We start from the raw sequence: 22,349 nt of genomic DNA, 5'->3' as shown, positions 1-22,349 counted from the left end.
CCCCGTTGACCGTCCGGAGGGACCGTCCTACGTTTGTAAGCAGTCGCTTACATATGGAGGCCGAGATGCCCGCACCGGACACCGACACCACCGCGCCCCTGGCCTACCCCTTCAACTCCGCCGAGGGACTCCGACTCGCCGACGCCTACGAGCAGGTCCGGGAGCGCCCCGGACTCTTACGCGTCCAACTTCCCTACGGCGAGAGCGCCTGGCTGGTCACCCGCTACGCCGACGCCCGGCTCGTGCTCGGAGACCGGCGCTTCAGCCGCGCCGAGGGTGCCCGCCACGACGAACCCCGCCAGTCCGAGGGGCGCTCCGACAGCGGCATCCTCGCCATGGACCCGCCCGACCACACCCGACTGCGTTCCCTGGTGGCCCGCGCGTTCACCGTCCACCAGGTGGAGAAGCTCCGGCCCCGGGTACGCGAACTCACCTCGGGACTCCTCGACGACCTGGAGGCGGCCGGCCCGCCCGCCGACCTGGTGGACCGGTTCGCGCTCCCCCTGCCCGTCGCCGTGATCTGCCGGATGCTCGGGGTCCCCGAGGAGGACCGACCCCGCTTCCGCGTCTGGAGCGATGCCGCCCTCTCGACCAGCTCCCTCAGCGCCGCCGAGTTCGAGGCCAACCGCGAGGAACTGCGCGACTACATGCGCACCCTGATCCACCACCACCGAACCCGGCTGCAGGACGACCTGATGACGGCCCTCATCGAGGCCCGCGACGGATCCGATCGGCTCTCCGAGCTGGAACTGGTCGACCTGTGCGTGGGCATCCTGGTCGCGGGCCACGAGACCACCGCCTCACAGATCCCCAACTTCACCCTCACCCTGCTGGAACACCCCGACCAGCTCGCCCTGCTGCGATCACGCCCCGAACTCATCCCCGACGCCGTCGAGGAACTGCTGCGCTTCGTCCCGCTGGGCAGTGGCGCCAGTCAGCCGCGCTACGCCACCGAGGACGTGGAGGTCGGTGGCACCCTGGTGCGGGCCGGCACGCCGGTGCTGGTCGCCACCGGCGCCGCCAACCGCGACGCGCTGCGGTTCAGTGCCCCGGGCGTCCTGGACATCACCCGCCACGGCGCCCCACACCTCGGCTTCGGCCACGGAGTCCACCACTGCCTGGGTGCCCCGTTGGCCCGCCTCGAACTCCAGGAGGCATTGGCCGCCCTCGTCACCCGATTCCCCGGCCTACGCCTCGCGGGTGACGTGACGTGGAAGTCGCGGATGCTGGTCAGGGGCCCGAGCGTGATGCCGGTCGGGTGGTGAGCGCCATGCCCGGGAAATGGACCGTACGCGCGGACCGGCAGCTGTGCATGGGCTCGGGGATGTGCGCCGCCGTCGCCCCCGAGGTGTTCACCCTGGAGGACGAGCACGCCTCGGTGCGGACGCCGGAGACGGACGAGGACGCCCGGGTGCTGGACGCGGCGGACATCTGCCCGGCTCAGGCCATCACGGTGCGCGAGGCGGGAACGGTGATCGCCCCGCGCCCGTAGGGCGTGTCGCCGCCGCACGGTGGGCATCCGCCTCGGGGCGGGGAGTGTCAGTGACCGGCGGCGACCTTGACCAGGGCGACCGCGGTTCCGATGACCGCGTCCACGACCCCGGCCAGTACGGCGAGGACGGTACCGGACCCCATGCGGATGCCCCCGTAACACCCCCAGGTGAACAGGCCGGCGACGTTCACCCCGGCCGCGATCAACAGGGCGGTGTCCACGTCGATCGCGGTCAGTGCCGCCACGGCGAGCAGGGTGAGGGGGCCCGCCGCGGACAGCAGCAGGGGACTGCTGACGGACAGCATGTGGCGCAGCTCGCGGCCGGTGGCGAAGCGGCCGTGGACGACGCGGTGGGCCTGTTGGTCCGCGACCAGGGCGGCCAGCCACAGGCCGACGGCGGTCGTGAGGATCGTGGCCGCCGCTTCGGCCGTGTCGGTGTGGCCGAAGCCGGCGAGCCCGACCACCACCGAGATCATGGTGATCGTCGCGTACAGGCGCTCCTTGAGGCGCGCGGCGGCGAACATCGGTTCGTCGTCGAGGGCCTTGTCGGGTGCGGGACCGTGAGCGGGGGACCCGGCCGCGGGGGTCTCGTCGTGGGCCATGGTGCACACCGTAGGGGCGGTGAGGCGTCACGACCGGCAGGTGGTGGCGAGGACCGGTGCCGTGTCCGGCGCGGCCGGCGCGCGCCGCGCGGTCGGGCCTCGACGTCGTATTTCTGTATCGGCGGACACAGAAAGAGGGGAAAGACGCCGGGAGGGTTTCTTTCCTCCCGGGAGGGCCGGGATTCTCGACCGATTTTCTTCAGTCCGAGCGTGCTACTGTGATTTCAGTTGCAGTTGTGGTTCCCAAACTTCGAGTGCGCTCACCGGTCGTTCCGGCCGGTGAGGGTGCTTTTGTGTTTCCGGCATTTTCCGGACGGGAAGATCATGCGGCGACTCGAAATCCACATGGTGTGGATTTCTGGGCTGTGCCCCGAAGGAGATTGACATGGCAAATGGCACCGTGAAGTGGTTCAACGCGGAAAAGGGCTTCGGCTTCATCGAGCAGGAGGGTGGCGGACCGGACGTGTTCGCCCACTACTCGAACATCGCCTCCCAGGGCTTCCGTGAGCTCCAGGAAGGCCAGAAGGTGAGCTTCGACATCGCGCAGGGCCAGAAGGGCCCGACGGCCGAGAACATCGTCACGGCCTGACGCTCGCGATCACGCGTGGCCGGGGCCCGCACCCTTTGGGTGCGGGCCCCGGCTCGTCGCGTTCTCATGTCCTTCGTGCGCTCCGCGCAGCCAGGGCAAACGCCTGTGGGCGGCCCCGACCGAGTCGGGGCCGCCCACAGGCGTTCTCGTATTCCGAGGAGGTCAGTGCTTGAAGGTGTCCTTGACCTTCTCCTTGGCCTCGCGGGCATCGCCCTTGGCCTGGTCCGCGCGGCCTTCGGCGGTGAGGCGCTCGTTGCCGACCGTGCGGCCCGCGGCTTCGTTGACCTTGCCCTTGGCCTGCTCGGTCTTGGCCTGGGTCTTCTCTTCAGCCGACACAACCATCACTCCCAAACATTGAGAAAGTCTCTTGCCTCGGTTCGTATGACCCGTTCTCGGGCCCGCAAACAGGGTGGGTGTGAACGGCGGTCGTGCGGGCCGGCCGGCGGGGCGACATCGACTTCCCGCCTGGGGCGATAAAAAACAAATAAGTTTTGTGCGCATGGTCGGGCCGGGCGCGGGCAGTCGGCGTTTCGGAGGTTGATGACAATGGTTCCCCTGCTTCTCGTTCTACTGCTCGCTCTGATTCTCTTCGGTGCCGGTTTCGCGGTGAAGATCCTCTGGTGGGTCGCCATCGCGGTACTGGTGCTCTGGCTGGTGGGCTTCGTGGCCCGCCCGAAGGGTGGGAGTGGCCGCTGGTACCGCTGGTAGTCACGCTCGTCCATGCATGAAGGTGGGGCCCGCTCCTCGACAAGGAGCGGGCCCCACCGTCATGTTCGGCGGACACAGTGAGCCGGGAGCGGTGGCTCCCGGCGGATGGTGTTGAATTCTCTCGGGGCCCCGGTGCCACATGGCAGCGGGGCCTTGACGTGTTCCCGTCCGATGAGGTGGAAGTGACAGCAGAGAACCCGCTCGATCGTCTCGACGACGACGACTACCCCGCCTACACCATGGGCAGGGCCGCCGAGATGCTCGGAACCACGGCCGGCTTCCTCCGCGCGATCGGTGAGGCCCGCCTGATCACCCCGTTGCGCTCGGAGGGCGGCCACCGCCGATACTCCCGCTACCAGTTGCGGATCGCCGCCCGCGCCCGGGAACTCGTCGACGGCGGAATGGCCATCGACGCCGCCTGCCGCATCGTCATCCTCGAAGACCAGCTCGAAGAGGCCCAGCGCCTCAACGCGGAGTACAGAAAGGCCACGGCGCAGTCGCCCGCCGACCGCGACCCCGATCCAGGACACTGAGCCGCCCCGAGAGTACGAGGCCCGATCCGATCCTCTCCGCGAGGTGACGGTGCCGGGCCCCGACGTCCCCGCTCGGCCGAGGGGCCCGTGGCACCATCGGCCCATGCGCTACCGATACGCCACCGAGGCCGACGCACCCGCCATGGCCGCGCTCTTCGCCGCCAACCATCACGACGCCCTGACCGCGGAGCAACGCCGCGCCCAGGGGTTCGTACAGGGGGCCTTCGACGAGGCGGCGCTGCGTGCCATGGCCGGGGACGGGGAGTTGCTGGTCGCGGACGAGGAGGGCCGGCTCGCCGGTCTCCTCGCACTCTCCGTCGCGGCGGACCTGCCCACACCACCGCCTGCGGTGCTGGGGCTGCTCGCCGCCCAGGACGCACTGGAGTGGCGAGGACGCCCCCTGAGCGATGTGCGCTGGTTGCTCTACGGGCCCGTCGTGGTCGATGCGGCGTTCCGCGGGCGCGGGGTGGCACGGGCGCTGTTCGCGAACGCCGTAGCCGAGGCCTCCGGACGAGCCGAGGCGGTGGTCGCCTTCATCGAGGAGGGGAACGTGCCGTCCTGGCGGGTGCACGTCGACGGCTTCGGGATGACCCCACTCGGCACCTACGAGGCCGGTGGACGCACCTACCACGCCATCGCGGCTCCGGCGGAGGGGCCTTCCTGATCGCCGCGGCGGCCGTGCCCGCCCCCTCCCGGACGCCACGCCGAGGGAACGAGGCGGATCGATTCGCCTCACCGGGCGCTCCTAGGGTCGGTTACCGAATCCCCCCACGGAAGGTACTGATCCGCCCATGAAGCTCCGTCACACCGCCACCACGGCCCTCGCCTCTCTCGCTCTCGTCCTGTCGATGCCGGGTTCGGCCTCGGCCGCCGTGGGCGAGTTCCACTACAAGTTCGTCGATGAGTTCGGGCAGGAACAGTCCGTCGTCCTGCAGAACCCGCACAGCGGCAAGTGCGTCAACCTGTACGCGGTGGGCGAGGACGACGAACTGCCCGGCTACGGCCCGCAGAACTCGACCGACTCCACGGTGACCGTCTACCTCGGCGCAGGTTGCACCGGATCGCAATGGCGGCTGCGGCCCCACGGCAAGCCCGCGACCGACGAACTCGAAGTGCGCTCGGTGCGGTTCGACGTCAGGACCGCCTAGCCTCTCGCGCCGCCATGGTGCTCCCGCCGTCGACATCACCGTCGTCCGCGGCGGGAACGCCCTGCCGGGGGCCGTTGCCGCCGGTGACACCTCCGTACCGACTCGCGCGCCCCCGGCCGATCAGCGGGTGGTCATCACCACCTGGCTCGAACCGTCGGGCAGGCCCGCGAGGGCGACCTGGTCCCCCGCGAACGCGCCGGCGCGGCCCGGCCAGGGCAGGGTCCGGAAGGGGGTCCACTCACCGGAGCGCTCGCGCGTGCTGTGGTGGACGTTCCCGTCGAGTCCCACCGCGAGGACCTGGCTGTTCCCGTTGGACATGCCGGTGATCGCGACGGATTCGGCGCCCATCATCGCGGTGGACACCCCGGGCGGACCGTTCCAACCCTGCCAACCCCCGTCGGCGCGGCGGACGGTGTGCCAGATGTTGCCGTCGTTGCCGATGGCCACGATCTGGCTGTCACCGCCGGGCAGTGCGGCGATGGCGAGGGCGCGACCTCGGAACTCGGGAGCGTTGACGCCCGCCACGACCGACCAACCGGTCCAGGAGCCGTCGGCCCGACGGGCCCCCAGGCGCATCCTGCCGTCCTCGCCGAAGATCAGGACCTGGGCGGAGCCGTCCGGCATCCCCGCCGCCGACACCTTCGTGGCCCGCAGGAGACCCGTGCCGCCCTCACCCGCCATGACGGACCATCCCTGCCACGAGCCGTCGGGGCGACGGATGTCGTGGTGGACGTTCCCGTCCCTGCCGACGGCCACCACCTGGGCCGAGCCGTCCGGCGACCCGGTGATCGCGGCATCCGACGCCTGGAAGCCCGGGTCCTCGCCGACCCCCGCCATCGCCGCCCAGCTCTGCCAGGTGCCGTTCGCGAAACGGATGGTGTGGTAGAGGTTCCCGTCGACGCCGCGGCCGATCAGCTGTGTGCTGCCGTCCGGCATGGCCGCCACCGACACACGGGAGCCGACGAACCGGAACGATCCGCCGTTGCCGGACAGCGGGCCCGCGCCGCTCCACGTACCGTCGGCGTCGCGGGTCACGCGGTGGAAGGTGTGCGGGGTGACGTGCGGAGTGTTCTTCGCGATGATCTCTCGCTGGAGTTCCCCCGCCCCGAGCCCGGAGCCGTTCTGGTTCACGTCGTCGGTCATGACGATGTTCATGTTCTCCGCGATGTTGGAGCCGCTCCAATCCCCCTTCAGCTTGGCCAGCAGCCGGGGGTTGAGCCGGCGCTCCAGGTACAACAGGTACTGGGACGCCACGGAGGAGGGGACGACTCCGATCTTCTCCAGGCCCTGGGCGAGGATCAGATCGGGGATCGACAGCGACGGGTCGATGATGCCTTGCAGGACGAAGAACCTGTCCGCGTCCCGGCCCGGATCCTTGTCGAGCACCTGATCCCCCCGACGCAGGACGGCGTCGAAGTTCTTCCGCAGCGTGTTCGGGTCGAACAGCGCCTTCACGTAGTCGGTCCAGTGCGTGTCCGCCTGGACGTAACTGCCGCGGTAGCTCTGCGCGGAGGGGCCCCAGGCCCACGGAAGGGAGGTGGTGTCCTTGTCGTCGATGAGGATGACGTGCCTGCCCGCCGCCATGTACTGGTCGTAGGTGGAGGTCGGACTCAACGAGTCGTCCGCGAGTGCCGGATTGCCGGCCCCGCCGCCGAGCGCCTGGCCCAGGGCGGTGACGGCCTCCGTGTTGTCGGCCCGCTCGGTCCGCGGGGACGCCGCGGTCGACAGCCTGATGATGACGATTTCCCTCGGATGCCCCCTGATCCACTCCGCGACCTGGTTCACCTCGCCGCGCACCACGCCACCGCGGCCGTCGGGCGCGTCGAGGAACTGATTGCCCATCGGGCCGCCGTGATAGGTGAACCACCTGTCACCCTGCTTGCACAGACGCAGGTCGAAGTACCGCGCACCACCCTGGAGTTGGTCCACCAAGGTACCGCTCTGCGTCCGGGACATGCTCGCCGCGATGGAGGGGAACCGGTGGGCCAGGTCGGCCTGGTCTCCGAAATCGCACACGCCGCTGTTCCTGGTGATGCTCCAGGAACCCGAGTCGTGGCTGCCGGGCATCACGATCCGGTTCAGCGGGCGATCACCGATGGTGTCCCGGAGGCCGCCCATCCAGGCACCCAGGTCGACGGCGGGAGCCGCGACGGTACCGGCGACCGACGCCGGGCGCACGGCCGCCGTGGCAGCCGTGACCGCGTCGGTCGCCGTGACCGGCGTCGCTCCGCAGACGCCGGGGGCCAGGCCCAGACCCAGTCCCACGATCAGGGATCCGGTGGCCAACCGGAGACGAAAGCCCATGTGCGTTCCCTTTCGGTTCGATGGTGCCGGTGTTCGGTGCACGGCCCCGGTGCTTTCGTACGCACGCGCCGGTGACCGACGCACGAACGCGCGACGGACCGCGCGGGATCACATCTCCCGGGCCGGCTCCGCCAGGTGGGAGCGGACCAGGGCCAGGTAGTCCGCCGCCAGACGGTGGCAGTCTCCGGGCCAGCGGGCGGAGAGGTAGTTCCCGTCGCGGACGGTGAAACCGCGCCCGGGCTTCGCGGCGGTGTCACGGACGGGCAGCGACGGTCCGGCCAGAAAGTGGCTCGGGTCGGCGAGGGCCGCGGTCACCTCGGCCTGAACGGTGGTCGGATAGGTGCGGTAATACCGCCCCAGCCACAGCCGGGTGAGGTTCCAGGCGGTGAGTTCCAGCAGCGAGGTCAGTGCCGTCGTCCGCCGTCCGTACAGGACCGACCGCCCCGTCGAGGGGTCCTCGGCGCGCGCTCCCAACAGCACGCCGTGACACACGGCCCCCACCGGCAGCCCGACGGTGAGGACCCGGGCGAACAACCGCTGGGCGGTGATGTTCTCCAGCAAGGTACGCATCCCCGCGGCGTGCCCACCTGGGACGAAGAGCCCCGTCAGCGCCGCCGGATCGACCCGCGCGTAGGACAGCGGCGCCTGGAACCACGGGTCGTCGGTGAGCCGCCGGTACGCGTCGAGTTCGGCGCGGCGGGTCATCAGCCAAGGGGAGAGCCAGGAGAAGCCGACATCGGTGAGCCTGTGGTCGGCCAGGGCGACCTTCCCGTCGGGCGTCGCGAACCGTACGTCGAGACCGGCATCGCGCAACGCGGCCCACGGCACCGCCGCCTCGGTCGGGTCGTAGCCGGAGGCGGGCAACAGGAAGACGATCACGGAGTACTCCTCGGGCCGGCGCCGTGCCGGCGGGTGCGGGCCAACTCGGCGGCGACGCGCGGTCCCTCGTCTCGCAGGGTCCGCGGGGCGAGCCGGCCGGCGGTGATGAACTGGTGCGTCGACCCCGACGCCGCAGCGCGCAACGGTCGACGATGAACCCCGGACCGGGGCCGGTCGGCAGGGACAGGGTGCCACGGTCGTGGCCGAAGGACCCGGTCAGGACGGCGTCCCGCGGCCGGGGCGTCCACGACGGAACGGCGTCGGCAGCGGTACCGCGACGTGGTACGGCTCGATGCGTGACAGGACGGGCACGATGATCCTCTCGGTGTGTGCGGCCCGACCCTAGGAGCGCCCGGGGGTCCCGGTCATCCACCCCGGCGGCCACCTCGTTGACTTCCCGGACCGCCGCCGGGCGGAGTCCGGCCCGCCACGGCCGGTTGACGGGAGGCGCGCCCCCGCATTGACTGACCGCCATGTCCGGCATCGAGCCCTCCACCGTCGCCGCGTGCTACGCCCGCGCGGTGCTGAGCGCCACCACGAAGGGCGCCGACGAGCCCGGTGCCTGGAACTCGCCCATGGACCGGCTGGGGTTCACCGAGATGCGCGAGTTGTGGGAGACGGTGATCGGCACAGAGGGCGCCGATCCCCACACCGGCCTGCTCGTCGGGGACCGGATCCGACCGGGGAGCCTGCACGTCCTCGGCCACGTGGTCCTGACCTGCGCGAGCCTCGCCGACGCCGCCGACGCCGCGGCGCGCTACCACCCGCTGGTCAGCCAGGCCGGCACCGTCACCCTGCACCGCGGCGACGACCGGACCCGCATCCGCTACCGGCCGACCGTGGATCCCGCGACCATGCATCCCCAGCAGGTGGAGGCGATCCTCACCGGCATGGTGAGAGCGGCCCGCTGGGTCGCCGGGGACGACTGGGCACCCCGATCCGTGTCGTTCACCCACCCGCGCGCCGGCTCCGCGGAGCCGTACACCCGTGTCCTCGGCTGCCCGGTCACCTTCGACGCGCCCGAGAACGCGATCACGGTCGGCAACGAGGACCTCGACCGGCGCCGCGCCCCCTGCGACCCGGAACTGGGCGCCCTGCACCGGGCCTACGCCGACCGGCTCCTGCACGAACTGTCGAAGGCGGTAAGCATCGGGCAGCGGGTGCGCCAGTGGTTGGAACACGCCCCGCTCGACGGCACGGGCCCCGCCGACCCGGGCAGGGAACTGAACCTCAGCGCCCGGACCCTGCGCCGGGCCCTCCAGGAGGAGGGCACCTCGTGGCGGACACTCCTCGACGCCGCCCGCCACGCCCGGGCCCGGCGCCTGCTGGAGACCACGGACCTGCCGTTGGACAGGATCGCCCCCCTGGTCGGCCTGAGCGGCGCGACGGCCCTGGTCCGGGCCTTCACCCGCTGGGAGGGCATCACCCCGGGCACCTACCGCGGCCGGCACGCGGGAGCGACCCGCTGAAACGCGAACGGGTCCGGCCGCCCGCCGTGCGTCGGCGGACGCGGCGGGCAGCCGGACACGGGGGAGAGGGTCCTCGCGTTCGCGCCTTGCCCTCGGGCTAGCGGAGCGCGCCGAACGCCTTCGTGAAGGCCAGCGGCTGCTGGAGGATCGAACTGCACGTCGGGTCGGCGTGGTTCACGGCGCCCTGCGCACACTGGCGGTCGCGCGTCGCGGACCACATCGCCAACCGGCCGATGCCCTTCGACTTCGCGAAGTCCACGAGTTGTGTCGCGTCCGCGACGGTGAAGACCTCGTTGGCGACGTCGTTGACGCCGATCATGGGCGTGACGGCGACCGTCTTCCAGGCGGCCGCGTCGGTGAGCCCGAGCACTGCCTTGATCTGGGCCTGGGTGGCCGTCGCGGCCTGGACGGCGTACTGACCCATGTCGCCGCCGTACGAGGGCCCGTAGTCCATGGCCATGATGTTGACGCCGTCGATCCGTACACCGGCCCGCTTCGCGTCGGCCAGCAGGGCGACGCCGGGCTGGGTGAGCCCCTCCGGCATCACCGGCAGGGTGAACGCCACGTCCAACCCCGGGTGCGACTTCTGGAGCGCGGCTATGGCCTGCGCGCGGCGCGCGTTGGCTGCGGTGTCCGGCAGCGCGGCGCCCTCGATGTCGAAGTCCACCTTGGTCAGGCGGTACTGGTCGATGACCTTGCCGTACGCGGCGGCCAGCGCGTCGGCCGTCGCGCAGTTCAGGGCCAGCTCGTGCTCGGCGGCGCCACCGAAGGAGACCCGGACGTCACCGCCCTTGCCCCGCAGCGCGCCGATCTGCGCGGCGACCTTGTCGCTCGCGAGGTCCGTGACACCGCCCCACAGCGGTGCGCAGCCGCCACCGGAGGTGATGAAGGCGAGGTGGAACTCGTTCACGCCGGTCCTGCCGGCGGTGTCGACCAGGTCGTAGGCCGGGTACAGCGAGGTGTCCACGTACGGCGCGAAGCGCGCCCCTCCGGCCGGGGCGCCGGTGACCGGCGGGGAAGTGGGGGTGGTGGGGGTCGCGGTCGGTGACGCGGTCCGCGTGGGTCGGGTGGAGGGCGCCGTGGTGACGGGGGCCGTCGCACTCGCGCTCGCCGACGGGGTGGGTGTCGGACGTCCCCCGGGCGGGGGCGTCGCACCCTGGTCCACGGAGCACTTCACGCCGTTGATCAGGCAGGCCGTCGGGTTGCCGGGAGTGCCGGTCCCGCTCGTCACGAAGCCCACCGTGACGGAGGCGCCGGCCGCGAGCCGTTTGTTCCAGCTCGCGGGCTTGACGGTGACGTGTGGACCGTCGACCGTGTGCGTGCCGTTCCACAGGGAGTCGATCCTCGTGCCGGCGGGCAGGTCGAACCGGAGGGTCCAATCGGCCTGCTCCTGCGCGGTGTTGTTGGTGATCACGTACTGACCGGTGTAACCACCTGTCCAGGAACTGGACTTGGTGTAGACGGCTCCGACCGCGGCGGCCTGCGCGGTACCGGTGAACGCGAACGCGGCGCCACCGATCACCGCCGCGGCCGCGATCACGCCTGTTGCCTTCGCCGTCTTGCTCGTCCTGCGCCGGTGGCCGGTCGTGCTGCCCATCGCGTGCCTGCCTCTGAGTTGCTGGAAATCCGAGTTGCCGGAAATCGGGGGTGCGGCAGCACGCTAGCCGCCCCGAAGCGGACATCGGTTCGATTCGAGGCGGCCGGTGTGACTCTTAGGTTCCGCTTAAGGCGGGGGTAAGAGGGGGCTGAGGAAAGGGACCGGCGGGGCGGCCGGCATGTCCCGGGCGGGACGGGGGCGGGTCAGAGGTCGAGGTCGAGGAGGGCGTTCTCGACGACCTCGGTGAGAGCCGGGTGGATCCAGTACGGCTCCTTGGCGAGCGAGAGCGCGTCGATCCCCCGCGTCATGGCCAGTACGAGGGGCTGGATCAGGATGGCGGCCTGCGGCCCCATGATGTGCGCGCCGAGCAGGCGCCCGGTGCCGGGCTCGGCGAGCACCTTGCAGAAACCGGTGGTGTCCTCCATGGCCCAGCCGTACGCCACGTCCGCGTAGGAGGCCGTGCCGACGAGGAAAGCGCCCCCGCGGTCGCGGCACTCCTCCTCGGTCGCGCCGATCGAGGCGATCTCGGGGCGGGTGAAGACGGCGGACGGCACGAGGTCGTGGTCGGCGCCGATGAGGTCCTGCGGATGGCGGAGGTTGTGCGAGACGACCTCGGCCTCGCGGTTGGCCACGTGCTTCAGCGGCACCGGCGTACAGACATCACCGAGCGCGAACACCCCTTCGGCGGTGGTGTGTTGATGCTCGTCCACCACGATGCGGCCGTCGTCGTGGGTGCGGATGCCGGCTGCCCCGAGGTCCAGCCGGTCGCCGTTGGGGATCCGTCCGGCGGCCACCAGCAACATGTCCGCCTCGACCGTCGACCCGTCGTCGAGTGTCAGGGTCAACGCGCCCGCCTCCCCCCTCACGGCCGTGAGTTCGCGCCCGAGCCGCAGGTCGTAGCGGGTGCGGGCCAGGTCGGTGAAACGCTCGGCGATCGTCTCGTCCTGCGGGCCCAGCAGGTGCGGCTCGGTCTCCACGACGGTGATCTCGGTTCCCGTCGCGTGGAAGACCTCGGCGAGCTCGGCGGCGATGTACCCGCCGCCCAGCACGGCCAGTCGGCGAGGCGGTGCGTCGATCCGCATGACGGTGTCCGACGTCTCGTACGGCACCCCGGACTCGACCACCACGGGCGGCACCGCGGGACGGCTGCCGGCCGCGACGACGATCTGCCCGGCGGAGACGTCCACGGCGCCGCCGTCCACGTCGATGCGCAGTCGGCGGGGACCGGTGAAGCGGGCCGTGCCCTCGTACACCGTGACGTTGGCCGCGTCGAGGCGGCCCTGCCGGCCCCGCGCGCGTTGCGCGTCCAGTCGCCCGAACACCCGGTCGCGAGCCTCCCGCCAGCGCACGGCGCGCAGCCGCGCGTCCACGTCGTAGATGTCGGCGCCGAGCACGGTCCGGGCCACATGGGCGGTGTAGGCCAGCATCTTGCTCGGAATGCATCCGGCGTTCAGGCAGGTCCCGCCGAACCACTTCTCCTCGACGATGGCCACGTCGAGATCGGCGAACGACTCGTCGATGACCGCGTTGCCGGATCCCGCACCGATGACGATCAGATCGTGATGACGCATCACTCCAGCGTACGAGGGGCACGCGCCGTGTGGAGGGCGCCCCGCTCCGCGGGGTGCGGCCGGATCCTCGGACGCGCCGCCCTCTCGTGCGCGCCGTGGGGGATGGGCCCATTCGGTCCCCCGAAGTGGGCCGTTTTGATGCGTGTGGGTGGGGTAGGCGGCATTTCATCTGGTAATCAAACTCATCGGTGGAAGAATCCCCGGATGTCACCCGAGGCGTCACCCGAGGTGTCAGCCGAGGCGACTCGGGACGACCACCGACCGCGTTGCGAATGGAGAACCCCGTGTCCGTCGTGAAGAGTGCCCTCCCGGCTGCCGACCTGAAGATCGTCGGCGAAGCCCTGCAAGGCGCGCTGGTGGATCTGGTCGACCTGTCCCTGGTCGCCAAGCAGGTGCACTGGAACGTGGTGGGCCCCCGCTTCCGCTCCGTTCACCTGCAGCTCGACGACGTGGTCGTCTCGGCCCGCACCCACTCCGACGTGGTGGCCGAGCGGGCCTCCGCCCTCGGCGTGACCCCGGACGGACGGGCGTCGACCGTGTCGTCGTCCAGCGGCATCGCCGACGTGAAGGCCGGGTGGATCAAGGACGTCGAGGCGGTGAAGATCCTCGTGGACGGACTGGCCGCGGTGGTCACCCGGATGCGCGAGCGCATCCAGGCCACGGGTGACGCCGATCCGATCACCCAGGACATTCTCATCGGCCTGACCGGCGACCTGGAGAAGCACCACTGGATGTTCCAGGCCGAAAGCGCCTGACCGGGTCAGAGTCGTGTAAGGGCGCTGACCTGCTAGTTGATGCACTTCACGATGTTTCGTGGCGGGTCGGCGGGGCCCGTGAACGTACGGAATCGCACCGGAATCCGAGGCCTGAGCGGAAGGATTCCGGCACGCTGCACCGCTGCGACTGGTGCCTCGTGAGGTGGTGTGTCCCAGTGCAACCCCGGCCGTGATCTGTGCGGCCGGGGTTCTGCCATGTCGGAAGCGACCGTTTGGGTACTGACGCAGATCGTTTCCGTCTCGGCGTCAACGCGTGCCGGCCCGTCGTACACCCCTCCTCGGATGGGTCATCGCCCGCAGGCAGGAGCTGGGCGAGCGTCGCCCAGAGCCGCAGGGATGTGCATCTATTGCAGGATCAGCTCGCCGATCGGATCGGCCTCGAACGCCGCAGCGTCCAGCACTACGAGAACGGCGAGCGGGACCGAGGTACGCCGATCGCCTTCTGATCGCCTGTTGGTCGATTGCCTTCCGATCCGCCGTCCATCTGGGCAGGCGCCCGCCGCCGGTTCAGCGGAACACGTCTACGGGATGCCCATATCGCCGCCGGCGTTTCAGATGAGCGACTGGCTGACTTGGCCGGGATCGGCCGGGGCGCCGTGCCACAGGTCCGCGTCCACCGAATAGCCGGCCGCCTCGATCGCCGCGACCGTGCGCTCGACGTCGCCGTGCGAGCGGGCGCCGGGATCCGGACGCTCCGGCACGTGGTGAACGAAGCCGCCGAGGCCCATACACAGAGCCTGGTACAGGTGGGTGTGCAGGATGAGCGCGTGCCAGCCCTCATCCACGACACGGGACGGCACGAGGCCCTGTGGGGTGCGGGCCGCGACAGCCAGGGACGCCAGCGCGTCGACCACGATCCTGCCGGCCGGCTCGGGCTCCATGCCCGGGTTGTTGTCGAGGACGGTGTGCATCACGCCGTTGAACTGAGCGTCGGTCAGCAGCGCCCGCGGTGTCACCGGCGCGAGCAGCGTCGTACCGGTGACAGCCGGCTTGGGGTCCCCCTGCTTGCTGGTGCACGGCGGAGGGACCGGGTGCGGAGTGGACATGCGTTCTCCCTGAGAGTGAAGGACGGTCAGTGCGTGCCGATGACGATGGCGGCGAGGAAGCCGAGCGCGACAAGGACGTACCCGAGTTGACGTGCGCGTTCGTCGCTCACCGGCGCGTCGCATCCGTGACGGGCCGGCAAGCCGGGTCGCGGATGTCATGTGCCCAGGTCGACGGACGGGCACCCGAGGCGGAATGCGGAATGGTCTCCACCCCACCCGCGCGGATGATCCGGTCACAGCGGACACAGATCTGCCCGACGGCGCTCACGCCGGCTCCACGTCGCCGGGCGCCGCGGTGAACTCCACGCCACTGTCGTCGCGGATGTACGCGGTCCGCGCGTACTGCTGCCGCCCGGACACGGTGCCGACAGGGTCACGGAGTACCGCCATCAGCGTGCCCTCGCGGTCCGTCTTCCGGTCTCGCACCTGCCTGTGCAGCAGCGGGTGGTCGACGTGGTTGAACGCCTCGTCCGGTCGCGCCTGCTCGCGTACCGCCATGCTCGTGCTCCTTACCGTGGTCAGCGGGTGGTGACCCCAGCCTGACGGACCGGCAAGGCGTGAACACTCACAGATTTGTGAGTACTACAACCCCACCCAACGGGCCATTCCGCCCAAGCTGTCCGGTGCCCGTCGAGACATGTGCACCAGCCCGCGAATCGTCGCGCGGGTCCCCGGCAGGTGCCGCGTCTGCTCCGGCGCCACCTTCCGCGCTTCGGCCAGGAACCGGAGGGACGTCCTCGGTGAGCCGGCCTCCATCTCGACGAGCGCGCGGTCCACGAGGTACCGGGCCCGGCGTGACGTCAGCGTCGAGTCCGGCAGCCTGATCGTGCGGGCCCGACCGAGGGCCGCGTCGAAGTCGCTCATCGCGATCGCCGTGCCCAGCTCGTGCAGTCGCACGTTGACCCGGCCGAAGGACAGCCAGTGCACCTCCCCGGCTTCGCCGCCGACGCGGTCGGCCATCTCCCGTGCGGCAGTCAGGTGGGTCTGGACAGCACCCGCGTCCTCGTTCTTCGCGGCCACCGTCGCCAGGCCAAGATGCAGTTGCCCGGTTACGGCGAGGGCCTCGCGGCTCGTCTCCCCGGCGAGCAAGGCGTGCCCCGTCGCGATGAGCGGAGCCGAGGTGGCGCACCGCCACAGCGTCGCCCGCTTGTACCGCTGCACCGCCTCGATGCACGGGTCGGAGGCACGGCCCGCAGCCCATTCCATGCGGTCCAGGGCGATGCGCGCGAGGTCCGGGTAGTCCAGCTTCAGGGCGATGTCGTGGGCGGTGCGGTACCCGGACGCCAGCCCACGCCACACGTCGGTGGACGGGGCCGTCCAGACCGTATGCGTCAGCTCGACGAGCAGTGCGGGTAGTGCCTTCGCCGCCGCACGGAGGTGCGTCGCGCGGACCTGCCGGCAGAGGGCTTCTGCCTCGGCGATCAGGACCGACGTCGGGCGGACGGTGGTGAGGTCGGGGTTCGGTCCGAGGTCGAACCGGTCGAGGGCTTCCCGGATCGGGGCGACCAAGGCGAGGAGCCGGTCGGCGGGGAGTGCGGTCACTGCGGCGGGTCCTGTCAGCTTGGACGAGTCCATCCGCAGTGCGTGGGCCACGGCCGCCACGAAGCCGGGAGTCGCGGGGCGTGCTCCGCACTCGACCTGGTTCAGGAGGCTGAGGCTGTACGGGATCCGATCGGCCAACTCGCGCTGCGTCAGGCGGGCGAGGCGCCGCTGTTCCCGGATCCGGGAACCGGTGTGGTCATCGTCGGGTAGAGGCATACTGGTTCTCCGTCCAAGACTCGGCATCAAGGACGTTACCCGCGTACAGCACGCCAGGTCTCCGATCGCCCCGACTCCTCACGGATCGGGGGCGGTTGCGTAGGGTCGGGGACCATGACGACGAGGACTCTGTACCTGCTCTGCTCGGCCGCCCCGCCCGTCTTCGACATCGCCGGCGTGGTCGAGGAGGCACAAGCCCACGGCTGGGACGTGTGCCTCGGACTGACGCCGACGGCCGCCGAGTGGCTGGAGGACAGCCTCGACGGACTGGCCGCTCTGACCGGACACCCGGTGCGCTCGCGGTACAAGAAGCCCGGTCACCCGGACGTGTGGCCACCGGCGGACGCGGTGCTCGTGGCCCCGGCGACGATGAACACGATCAACTCGTGGGCGCTCGGGATCACCGGGACGTGGCTGGTCGGGTTCGTCGCGGAGGCCATCGGCAAGGGCATCCCGCTGACGGTCGTGCCGTGCGTGAACAGTGCATACGCGCAGCACCCGCAGTTCCCGCTGTCGTTGGAGACGCTGCGCACCGCTGGAGTCCGGGTGCTGTACGGGCCCGGCTTTTTCGAGCCGAACGCGCCGGGAGAGAAGCGTGCGTACCCGTGGGCCGCAGCGCTGGACGTCGTCGACGAGCACCGGCCGTAGGGCCCGGACGCACGACGGACCGGTCACGCCGATACGGCCGAGACGCGGCCCGCGGCGATCGCTTCCGTGAGGTGGGCGTAGTCCCGCTCGTTCAGGTCGGCGTAGCTCTCCGCGAAGCGCAGGACCGCACGGTCGAAGACGTCGCGCCGGCCCAGGTACGAGGCGATGGCGATCCGGTCGCCGGAGCGGGCGTGCGCCCGCGCGAGGGTGACTCCGCACAGCTCGGCGAAGACCTTCATGCCGCGCGGCACCATCTGCGACGGGTCCACGATCCCCTTCCAGTCCAGCAACTGACGTACGTAGAAGTCCCGGCGCCGGCCGTCGATGCCGTGGACCTGCTGCCAGCCGAGGAAGATGTCCCCGGCGGCCTGCATCAGCCGCTGCCCGGCGACCACGCGTTCCCCCTGCGTGGCGAACTCGCTCCCACCGGCGTGCGCGGCGAGCACCGATTCGCCCGCCTCCTTGGCCTGGAGGATGAGCGGGTCCTCGTCGTCCCGGCCCAACAGCAGCACGACCCAACACCTCATGCCGACACTGCCGACACCGACCACCTTGCGCGCCATGTCCACGACGCGGAACTGCTCCAGGAGGTGCCGCCGGTCGGGCGTGAGGCTGTCGCCGTACTCCCTGACCAGGCCGCGGATCTCGTCTTCGAGCGCGGCGCGTTCCTTGTCCTGGATCAGCTCGGAGACCGGCGTGATCAGTCGTGGAGCGGCGGCGAACCGGCGCTCGCCCCCGACGACCTCGGTGAGCTTCTCGAAGGCCCGCATGCTGTCGCGCCCCCGTGCCTTCGACAGTTCCGCGGAGACGCGCTTGCGACCGCGCGTGTGCAGCGCGCCGGCCGCCACCGTCTGGAGCTGCGCCTCGTCGACCCGCGCGTACCAGACGTCGAGGGTGCGCATGGCGGCGAAGCGGCGCATCTGCTCGCGGTAGGACCGCACCCCGGCCCGTACGATCGCGGCGCACTCGTCGTCGGTGAAGGAGTTCTCCCGCGCGGCGATCACCAGGCTGACGGCCAACCGCTTGACGTCCCACTCCCACGGACCGGGCAGCGTCTCGTCGAAGTCGTTGATGTCGAAGAGCAGGTTCCGCTCCGGGGAGCCCAGCAGGCGGAAGTTCAACAGGTGAGCGTCCCCGCAGAGTTGGACGCGGATACCGGAATCGGGTGTGCGGGCCAGATCGCCCGCCATGATGGCCGCCGCACCGCGGTAGAACCGGAACGGCGACTGCGACATCCGCCCGTAGCGGAGCGGTACGAGTTCCTGCACCCGGGTGGCGGACTGCCGCTCGATCACGTCGATCGGGTCCGTCCGATCCGCGGACGCGTCGAACTCGCCGTGTGCGGAACGGGGCGTCCGCCGCCGTGCGGCCCGTCCGAGGGCCACGCGGTCCTCGGCCGAGAGCGGCGGTCCGGCGCCGGCCGTCTTCGAGGTCGCCTTACGCTTCGTCATCGCTGTGAACCTCCAGGCCGCCTCTGGGTCGCCGTCTCCCGGTACGGGCGCGGCGCTCCGACATCGGCTCCGCGCCCGTGTGTCCCCGTGTGTCCCCGGTGTCCGCGAATGATCCGTCGGCTCCGCGCCCGTGCGGCCTTCGCCACCGTGCTCACGCCCGGACCCGCTCAGTAGAAGAGCTTGTACGTGACGTCCTTGGGAATGGGGGAGGGCACGGTGTCGGTGTAGAGGAGCCGGACCGTGGTGAACCGCTGCACCTCGGGGTGCGCGGGCCACGGCTTGGGATTGCTGAAGGTCACGGTCACCGGGTGGGGGTGGAACCGACCGGCCGCACAGTAGGGGCGGCAGTCGTTCACCATGTTGGTGCCGGTCGCCGTGGCGGTCTTCGGGCCCCAGTCCTCCCAGTCGAGTCGTACGAGGCGGCTGTTGCCGTCACCGCACGCCAGCAGGTAGTCCTCGGGCCGCACCTGGGCCTCGTTGGAGCAGTCGAGCACCACGAGGGGTTCCGGTGCGGCGCGCGTCTGCGCGGAAGCGGGCACGGCGCCCGCCACGAGGGCGGCGGCCGCGCACAGCAGGGTGGCCGTCCTGACCCCGGCCCGGGGCGTTGCGGGAGTGAGCCCGCCGTCTCCTGAAGTGACCACAAGACCCTCCTTGACCGGGCCGTCCCGACATCGGTACTGCCGTAGCCCTGATCAGCTTCCCCCATCCGGGCGTACCGCGCACCCGCTGCGCGGCCGGACGCGGGCCCGCCGGGCGAGAGGGGCGCGCTCGGAGACGGCGGGCGTTGCCCGCTACGCCCGCGGCAGCGACTCGCCCTGTACCGCCTGGATGTCCAGCTCCACCTTCAGCGTCGTCCCGATGGCGGCGATGCCCGCCCGCACCACCTGGTTGTAGTTCATCGCGAAGTCCTCGCGGTGGAGGTCCGCGGTGGCGCGGAACGCGGCGCGCGTGCCGCCCCACGGGTCGGCGCCGGTGCCCAGGTAGGCGAGGTCCAGGTCCACGGGCCGTACGACGCCGCGCATGGTCAGCTCGCCGTGCACGGTCCAACGGTCGGACCCGGCGGGCGTCAGGCCCGTCGAGCGGTACGAGAGCTCGGGGTAGGTCTCCACGTCCAGGAAGTCGGGCGACTTCAGGTGGCCGTCGCGCAGGTCGTTGCCCGTGTCGATGGAAGCGGCGCCGATCCTCGCCTCCACACGGGACGCGGACACCGCGTCCGGGGAGATCTCGATCCGGCCGGTGAACTCGGTGAACCGCCCGTGCACGCTGGAGATGCCCAGGTGCTGTGCGACGGCGCCCACGGAGGAGTGCGCCGGGTCGATCGTCCACGGCCCCGGCGGCGGCAGCTCCGTACCTCCCTGACGGGCGAGGACGACCTTGCCGACCTCGGTGCGTCCACCGGCCGTGACGATCGCGCTCGACGCGCTGGGCGCGTAGCCGACCGCGGTGACTATGACGGTGTACGCCCCCGGCGCGAGCGCGGTCGTGTCGCGTACGGCTCCCTCGGCGTCGGCCTCGGCGCGGACCACCTGCGTGCCCGTCATGTCGGTCACCGTGACGACCGCGTGCGACACGGCCCATCCGTCGCGCGTGAGGATCCGTGCGGTCAGTCCCATCCCGTTTTCTCCCTGCCAAGCATGTCGAGATCGTTCGAAAATGGCCGGCCCGCGGGGCGCGCCTCCGCTCGGGGCGCGCCCCGAGGGGAGGCGCGCCCCGCGGGCCGGGGTCCGGCTACTCGCCCGGGTGGGCCAGCTCGATGTCGTGGTCGTCGACACCGCGCACGCCCACGCTCAGGGCCGTGGCCACCGGCGGGTAGCTCGTCGCGATGACGGTGTACTCGCCGCTGTCCAGGTCGGTGAAGGCGTACGCGCCGTCCGCGCCGGTCCTCGCCGTGTCGACGACGTTGCCCGCCGTGTCGATCAGCGTGACCCGCGCGTCACCGAGCGGGCCGTGCGGCGCCCGTACGACACCCTGGACCCGTGCGCCGGGGCTGAGCTCGACCTCGACCCGGGTGACGCCGGCGCCGCCGACCTCGACGGGCAGGGCCGCGGGGCGGTGCCCGAGGGCGTTCACCGCGATGGTCACCGAGCCCGGCACCATCTCGACGAAGGAGAACTCTCCCTGCTCGCCGGTGGTCGCGGACGCCAACACGTCACCGCGGACGTCGGTCACGATGACCATCGCGTCCTGGACCGGGTCACCGCTCCCGGCGGCCCGGACGAGACCGCTCAGCCCGCTCGTACCGCTCAGCAGGATGTCGTACGCGACCGGCTCGCCGTTGACCACGATCGTGGACGCCTGCGGCTGGAAGCCGTCGGCCGAGGCGATCAGGACGTACGAGCCCGAGCCGGGCGCGTCCACGGCGTACGAGCCGTCGGCACGCGAGACCGACCGGCCCAGCTGGCGTCCCGCGAGGGAGATCAGCGTCACGGCCGCCCGGGGTACGGGCGCGCTCTCGGAGCCGCGCACGTAACCGCCCACCGGAGTACCACCGTTCACGGGACCGGTCCCTTCGGTCGCCACCGCGGTGACGACGGTCGACTGCTGCGTTGCCCCGGGCTCGGCGTCGTCCGTGCCGGGTCCGGCTTCGGTCGCGGTCTCGTTCCGCGCCGTGCGTTCTACGCCGCCGGTCTCGGCGAGCCGCGACGCCGAGGTCGTCACGGACGCGGGGACCGCGACGTCGTCGCCGCGTCCCGGGCCCGCCTCGACGGGCGAGGCGGCCTGCTCCAGACCGCCCGAGGTCCGCAGCGGGACCTCCTTGATGAAGATCGTGACGAGGAAGGCGATGAGTGCGAGCGGCGCGGCGATCAGGAAGACGTCCGCGATGCCGTGGCCGTACGCGCTCTCCATGACGGTGCGCAGCGGGCCCGGCAGGCTGTCCATGTCCGGGATGCTGCTGCCGGAGCTGGAACCGGCGGCGGCCGCCGCGTACTTCGGGTCGAGGGTGGCGAGCCCGTCCTGGGCGTAGTGGGTGATCCGGTTGGCCATCACCGCGCCGAGCGCGGAGACGCCGATCGCGCCGCCGAGGGAACGGAAGAAGGTCACCGTGGAGCTGGCCGACCCGAGGTCGGACGGCGCCACCTGGTTCTGCGTGCACAGCACGAGGTTCTGCATCATCATTCCGATGCCGAGGCCCAGCAGCGCCATGAAGATCGCGATGTGCCAGTACTCGGTGTCGTAGCGGATCGTGCCGAGCAGGCCCAGACCCGCGGTCACCAGCACGCCACCGCAGAGCAGCCACGCCTTCCACTTGCCGGTCTTGGTGATCACCTGGCCGGAGACGGTGGAGGAGACGAACAGACCGGCGATCATCGGAATCGTCATCACGCCCGACATGGTCGGGGACTTGTCGCGGGCCAGCTGGAAGTACTGGCTGAAGAACACCGTGCCGGTGAACATCGCGACACCGACGAACAGCGAGGCGATCGACGACAGCGCGATGGTGCGGTTGCGGAACAGGCGCAGCGGGATGATCGGTTCGGCGGCCTTGGACTCGACGAGCACGAACAGCAGCCCGAGGGCGATCGATCCGCCGACCATGGCGAACGTCTGCCAGGAGATCCAGTCGTACTTGTCGCCGGCGAACGTGACCCACACCAGCAGCAGCGACACGGCGGCCGAGATGAAGAACGCGCCGCCCCAGTCGACCTTGACCTCGCGCTTGACGACGGGCAGGTGCAGGGTCTTCTGGAGCACGATCAGCGCGATGATCGCGAAGGGCACGCCGACGTAGAAGCACCAGCGCCAGCCGAGCCAGTCGGTGTCGGTGATGACGCCGCCG

At 71.0% G+C, this 22,349-nt stretch carries 23 protein-coding genes; 10 read left to right on the top strand and 13 right to left on the bottom strand.

Features of this window, described 5'->3' with window-relative positions; translation table 11 throughout:
- Positions 1-65 precede the first annotated feature (65 nt).
- Both ADK55_RS12405 and ADK55_RS12400 read left to right on the top strand, forming a co-directional pair.
- The gene (locus ADK55_RS12405) at positions 66-1,265 is read left to right on the top strand and encodes a cytochrome P450 (protein WP_053678129.1); all 1,200 of its coding nucleotides are present in this window, start codon (positions 66-68) and stop codon (positions 1,263-1,265) included.
- Between the two features lie 5 nt (positions 1,266-1,270).
- Positions 1,271-1,492: a ferredoxin gene (locus tag ADK55_RS12400; RefSeq protein ID WP_053678127.1), complete on the top strand. Its 222-nt coding sequence runs from the start codon at positions 1,271-1,273 to the stop codon at positions 1,490-1,492.
- Between the two features lie 47 nt (positions 1,493-1,539).
- On the opposite strand, the gene ADK55_RS12395 is transcribed toward ADK55_RS12400, so the two are convergent.
- Entirely contained in the window at positions 1,540-2,094 is a 555-nt protein-coding gene (locus ADK55_RS12395) for a hypothetical protein (protein WP_234350016.1), read from the bottom strand.
- Between the two features lie 385 nt (positions 2,095-2,479).
- Here ADK55_RS12395 and ADK55_RS12390 point away from each other — a divergent pair, with 385 nt between their 5' ends.
- Positions 2,480-2,683 carry a cold-shock protein gene (locus ADK55_RS12390; RefSeq protein ID WP_053678014.1) on the top strand — a complete coding sequence of 68 codons (204 nt, stop codon included), beginning with the start codon at positions 2,480-2,482 and terminating at the stop codon, positions 2,681-2,683.
- 162 nt (positions 2,684-2,845) lie between these two features.
- Here the strand turns inward: ADK55_RS12390 and ADK55_RS36310 are convergent, their stop codons facing one another.
- On the bottom strand, positions 2,846-3,019 hold the full coding sequence (locus ADK55_RS36310; protein WP_078998835.1) for a CsbD family protein: 174 nt from the start codon (positions 3,017-3,019) through the stop codon (positions 2,846-2,848).
- A gap of 210 nt (positions 3,020-3,229) precedes the next feature.
- Between ADK55_RS36310 and ADK55_RS12385 the strand changes: the two genes are divergently transcribed.
- The 4 genes from ADK55_RS12385 to ADK55_RS12370 all read left to right on the top strand — a co-directional run bounded on the left by ADK55_RS12385 (position 3,230) and on the right by ADK55_RS12370 (position 5,072).
- Complete coding sequence (locus ADK55_RS12385; RefSeq protein ID WP_053676175.1) at positions 3,230-3,391, top strand: hypothetical protein; 162 nt, start codon at positions 3,230-3,232, stop codon at positions 3,389-3,391.
- Between the two features lie 182 nt (positions 3,392-3,573).
- Positions 3,574-3,924: a MerR family transcriptional regulator gene (locus ADK55_RS12380; RefSeq protein WP_053678011.1), complete on the top strand. Its 351-nt coding sequence runs from the start codon at positions 3,574-3,576 to the stop codon at positions 3,922-3,924.
- 103 nt (positions 3,925-4,027) lie between these two features.
- Positions 4,028-4,588, top strand: coding sequence for a GNAT family N-acetyltransferase (locus ADK55_RS12375; protein ID WP_053678009.1), 561 nt, complete (start codon positions 4,028-4,030; stop codon positions 4,586-4,588).
- Positions 4,589-4,715: 127 nt separating this feature from the next.
- Positions 4,716-5,072, top strand: coding sequence for a hypothetical protein (locus tag ADK55_RS12370; RefSeq protein WP_053678007.1), 357 nt, complete (start codon positions 4,716-4,718; stop codon positions 5,070-5,072).
- A gap of 120 nt (positions 5,073-5,192) precedes the next feature.
- On the opposite strand, the gene ADK55_RS12365 is transcribed toward ADK55_RS12370, so the two are convergent.
- Together ADK55_RS12365 and ADK55_RS12360 are read right to left on the bottom strand one after the other, a co-directional pair.
- Positions 5,193-7,376 carry a hypothetical protein gene (locus tag ADK55_RS12365; protein ID WP_053678004.1) on the bottom strand — a complete coding sequence of 728 codons (2,184 nt, stop codon included), beginning with the start codon at positions 7,374-7,376 and terminating at the stop codon, positions 5,193-5,195.
- Between the two features lie 108 nt (positions 7,377-7,484).
- Positions 7,485-8,255 carry a type 1 glutamine amidotransferase domain-containing protein gene (locus ADK55_RS12360; protein ID WP_053678003.1) on the bottom strand — a complete coding sequence of 257 codons (771 nt, stop codon included), beginning with the start codon at positions 8,253-8,255 and terminating at the stop codon, positions 7,485-7,487.
- A gap of 473 nt (positions 8,256-8,728) precedes the next feature.
- Between ADK55_RS12360 and ADK55_RS12355 the strand changes: the two genes are divergently transcribed.
- Positions 8,729-9,724, top strand: a complete 996-nt coding sequence (locus tag ADK55_RS12355) for an AraC family transcriptional regulator (RefSeq protein WP_053678001.1) — start codon at positions 8,729-8,731, stop codon at positions 9,722-9,724.
- Between the two features lie 97 nt (positions 9,725-9,821).
- On the opposite strand, the gene ADK55_RS12350 is transcribed toward ADK55_RS12355, so the two are convergent.
- Positions 9,822-11,321, bottom strand: a complete 1,500-nt coding sequence (locus ADK55_RS12350; RefSeq protein ID WP_053677999.1) for a cellulose binding domain-containing protein — start codon at positions 11,319-11,321, stop codon at positions 9,822-9,824.
- A 203-nt stretch (positions 11,322-11,524) separates the two neighbouring features.
- On the bottom strand, positions 11,525-12,892 hold the full coding sequence (locus ADK55_RS12345; RefSeq protein ID WP_053677997.1) for a mycothione reductase: 1,368 nt from the start codon (positions 12,890-12,892) through the stop codon (positions 11,525-11,527).
- A gap of 284 nt (positions 12,893-13,176) precedes the next feature.
- Between ADK55_RS12345 and ADK55_RS12340 the strand changes: the two genes are divergently transcribed.
- Positions 13,177-13,647, top strand: coding sequence for a Dps family protein (locus tag ADK55_RS12340; RefSeq protein WP_053678123.1), 471 nt, complete (start codon positions 13,177-13,179; stop codon positions 13,645-13,647).
- 572 nt (positions 13,648-14,219) lie between these two features.
- On the opposite strand, the gene ADK55_RS12335 is transcribed toward ADK55_RS12340, so the two are convergent.
- From ADK55_RS12335 to ADK55_RS12325, 3 genes are all read right to left on the bottom strand, one after another.
- Positions 14,220-14,714 carry a hypothetical protein gene (locus ADK55_RS12335; protein WP_053677995.1) on the bottom strand — a complete coding sequence of 165 codons (495 nt, stop codon included), beginning with the start codon at positions 14,712-14,714 and terminating at the stop codon, positions 14,220-14,222.
- A gap of 264 nt (positions 14,715-14,978) precedes the next feature.
- The gene (locus tag ADK55_RS12330) at positions 14,979-15,212 is read right to left on the bottom strand and encodes a hypothetical protein (RefSeq protein WP_053677993.1); all 234 of its coding nucleotides are present in this window, start codon (positions 15,210-15,212) and stop codon (positions 14,979-14,981) included.
- Between the two features lie 84 nt (positions 15,213-15,296).
- The gene (locus ADK55_RS12325; protein ID WP_053677991.1) at positions 15,297-16,472 is read right to left on the bottom strand and encodes a helix-turn-helix domain-containing protein; all 1,176 of its coding nucleotides are present in this window, start codon (positions 16,470-16,472) and stop codon (positions 15,297-15,299) included.
- A 114-nt stretch (positions 16,473-16,586) separates the two neighbouring features.
- Between ADK55_RS12325 and ADK55_RS12320 the strand changes: the two genes are divergently transcribed.
- Positions 16,587-17,120, top strand: a complete 534-nt coding sequence (locus tag ADK55_RS12320) for a flavoprotein (RefSeq protein WP_053677989.1) — start codon at positions 16,587-16,589, stop codon at positions 17,118-17,120.
- 23 nt (positions 17,121-17,143) lie between these two features.
- On the opposite strand, the gene ADK55_RS12315 is transcribed toward ADK55_RS12320, so the two are convergent.
- From ADK55_RS12315 to ADK55_RS12300, 4 genes are all read right to left on the bottom strand, one after another.
- Positions 17,144-18,571: a DUF2252 domain-containing protein gene (locus ADK55_RS12315; protein WP_053677987.1), complete on the bottom strand. Its 1,428-nt coding sequence runs from the start codon at positions 18,569-18,571 to the stop codon at positions 17,144-17,146.
- 167 nt (positions 18,572-18,738) lie between these two features.
- Positions 18,739-19,212: a hypothetical protein gene (locus ADK55_RS12310; protein WP_053677985.1), complete on the bottom strand. Its 474-nt coding sequence runs from the start codon at positions 19,210-19,212 to the stop codon at positions 18,739-18,741.
- A gap of 150 nt (positions 19,213-19,362) precedes the next feature.
- On the bottom strand, positions 19,363-20,184 hold the full coding sequence (locus tag ADK55_RS12305) for a YceI family protein (protein WP_053677984.1): 822 nt from the start codon (positions 20,182-20,184) through the stop codon (positions 19,363-19,365).
- Positions 20,185-20,299: 115 nt separating this feature from the next.
- Positions 20,300-22,349: MFS transporter (locus ADK55_RS12300; RefSeq protein ID WP_053677982.1), on the bottom strand; the 2,050-nt coding region annotated here is incomplete at its 5' end.

Source organism: Streptomyces sp. WM4235 (assembly GCF_001279725.1).
GTDB lineage: Bacteria > Actinomycetota > Actinomycetes > Streptomycetales > Streptomycetaceae > Streptomyces.
Note: the sequence above shows the minus strand (reverse complement) of the source record. Positions and strands in the feature narration are given on the sequence as shown.

Excerpts from the sequence above, each read along its gene's own strand:
- ADK55_RS12405 (WP_053678129.1), top strand. The coding sequence starts at position 66 with ATGCCCGCACCGGACACCGACACCACCGCGCCCCTGGCCTACCCCTTC.
- ADK55_RS12400 (WP_053678127.1), top strand. The coding sequence starts at position 1,271 with ATGCCCGGGAAATGGACCGTACGCGCGGACCGGCAGCTGTGCATGGGC.
- ADK55_RS12395 (WP_234350016.1), bottom strand. The coding sequence starts at position 2,094 with ATGGCCCACGACGAGACCCCCGCGGCCGGGTCCCCCGCTCACGGTCCC.
- ADK55_RS12390 (WP_053678014.1), top strand. The coding sequence starts at position 2,480 with ATGGCAAATGGCACCGTGAAGTGGTTCAACGCGGAAAAGGGCTTCGGC.
- ADK55_RS12385 (WP_053676175.1), top strand. The coding sequence starts at position 3,230 with ATGGTTCCCCTGCTTCTCGTTCTACTGCTCGCTCTGATTCTCTTCGGT.
- ADK55_RS12375 (WP_053678009.1), top strand. The coding sequence starts at position 4,028 with ATGCGCTACCGATACGCCACCGAGGCCGACGCACCCGCCATGGCCGCG.
- ADK55_RS12370 (WP_053678007.1), top strand. The coding sequence starts at position 4,716 with ATGAAGCTCCGTCACACCGCCACCACGGCCCTCGCCTCTCTCGCTCTC.
- ADK55_RS12365 (WP_053678004.1), bottom strand. The coding sequence starts at position 7,376 with ATGGGCTTTCGTCTCCGGTTGGCCACCGGATCCCTGATCGTGGGACTG.
- ADK55_RS12355 (WP_053678001.1), top strand. The coding sequence starts at position 8,729 with ATGTCCGGCATCGAGCCCTCCACCGTCGCCGCGTGCTACGCCCGCGCG.
- ADK55_RS12350 (WP_053677999.1), bottom strand. The coding sequence starts at position 11,321 with ATGGGCAGCACGACCGGCCACCGGCGCAGGACGAGCAAGACGGCGAAG.
- ADK55_RS12345 (WP_053677997.1), bottom strand. The coding sequence starts at position 12,892 with ATGCGTCATCACGATCTGATCGTCATCGGTGCGGGATCCGGCAACGCG.
- ADK55_RS12335 (WP_053677995.1), bottom strand. The coding sequence starts at position 14,714 with ATGTCCACTCCGCACCCGGTCCCTCCGCCGTGCACCAGCAAGCAGGGG.
- ADK55_RS12330 (WP_053677993.1), bottom strand. The coding sequence starts at position 15,212 with ATGGCGGTACGCGAGCAGGCGCGACCGGACGAGGCGTTCAACCACGTC.
- ADK55_RS12325 (WP_053677991.1), bottom strand. The coding sequence starts at position 16,472 with ATGCCTCTACCCGACGATGACCACACCGGTTCCCGGATCCGGGAACAG.
- ADK55_RS12320 (WP_053677989.1), top strand. The coding sequence starts at position 16,587 with ATGACGACGAGGACTCTGTACCTGCTCTGCTCGGCCGCCCCGCCCGTC.
- ADK55_RS12315 (WP_053677987.1), bottom strand. The coding sequence starts at position 18,571 with ATGACGAAGCGTAAGGCGACCTCGAAGACGGCCGGCGCCGGACCGCCG.
- ADK55_RS12305 (WP_053677984.1), bottom strand. The coding sequence starts at position 20,184 with ATGGGACTGACCGCACGGATCCTCACGCGCGACGGATGGGCCGTGTCG.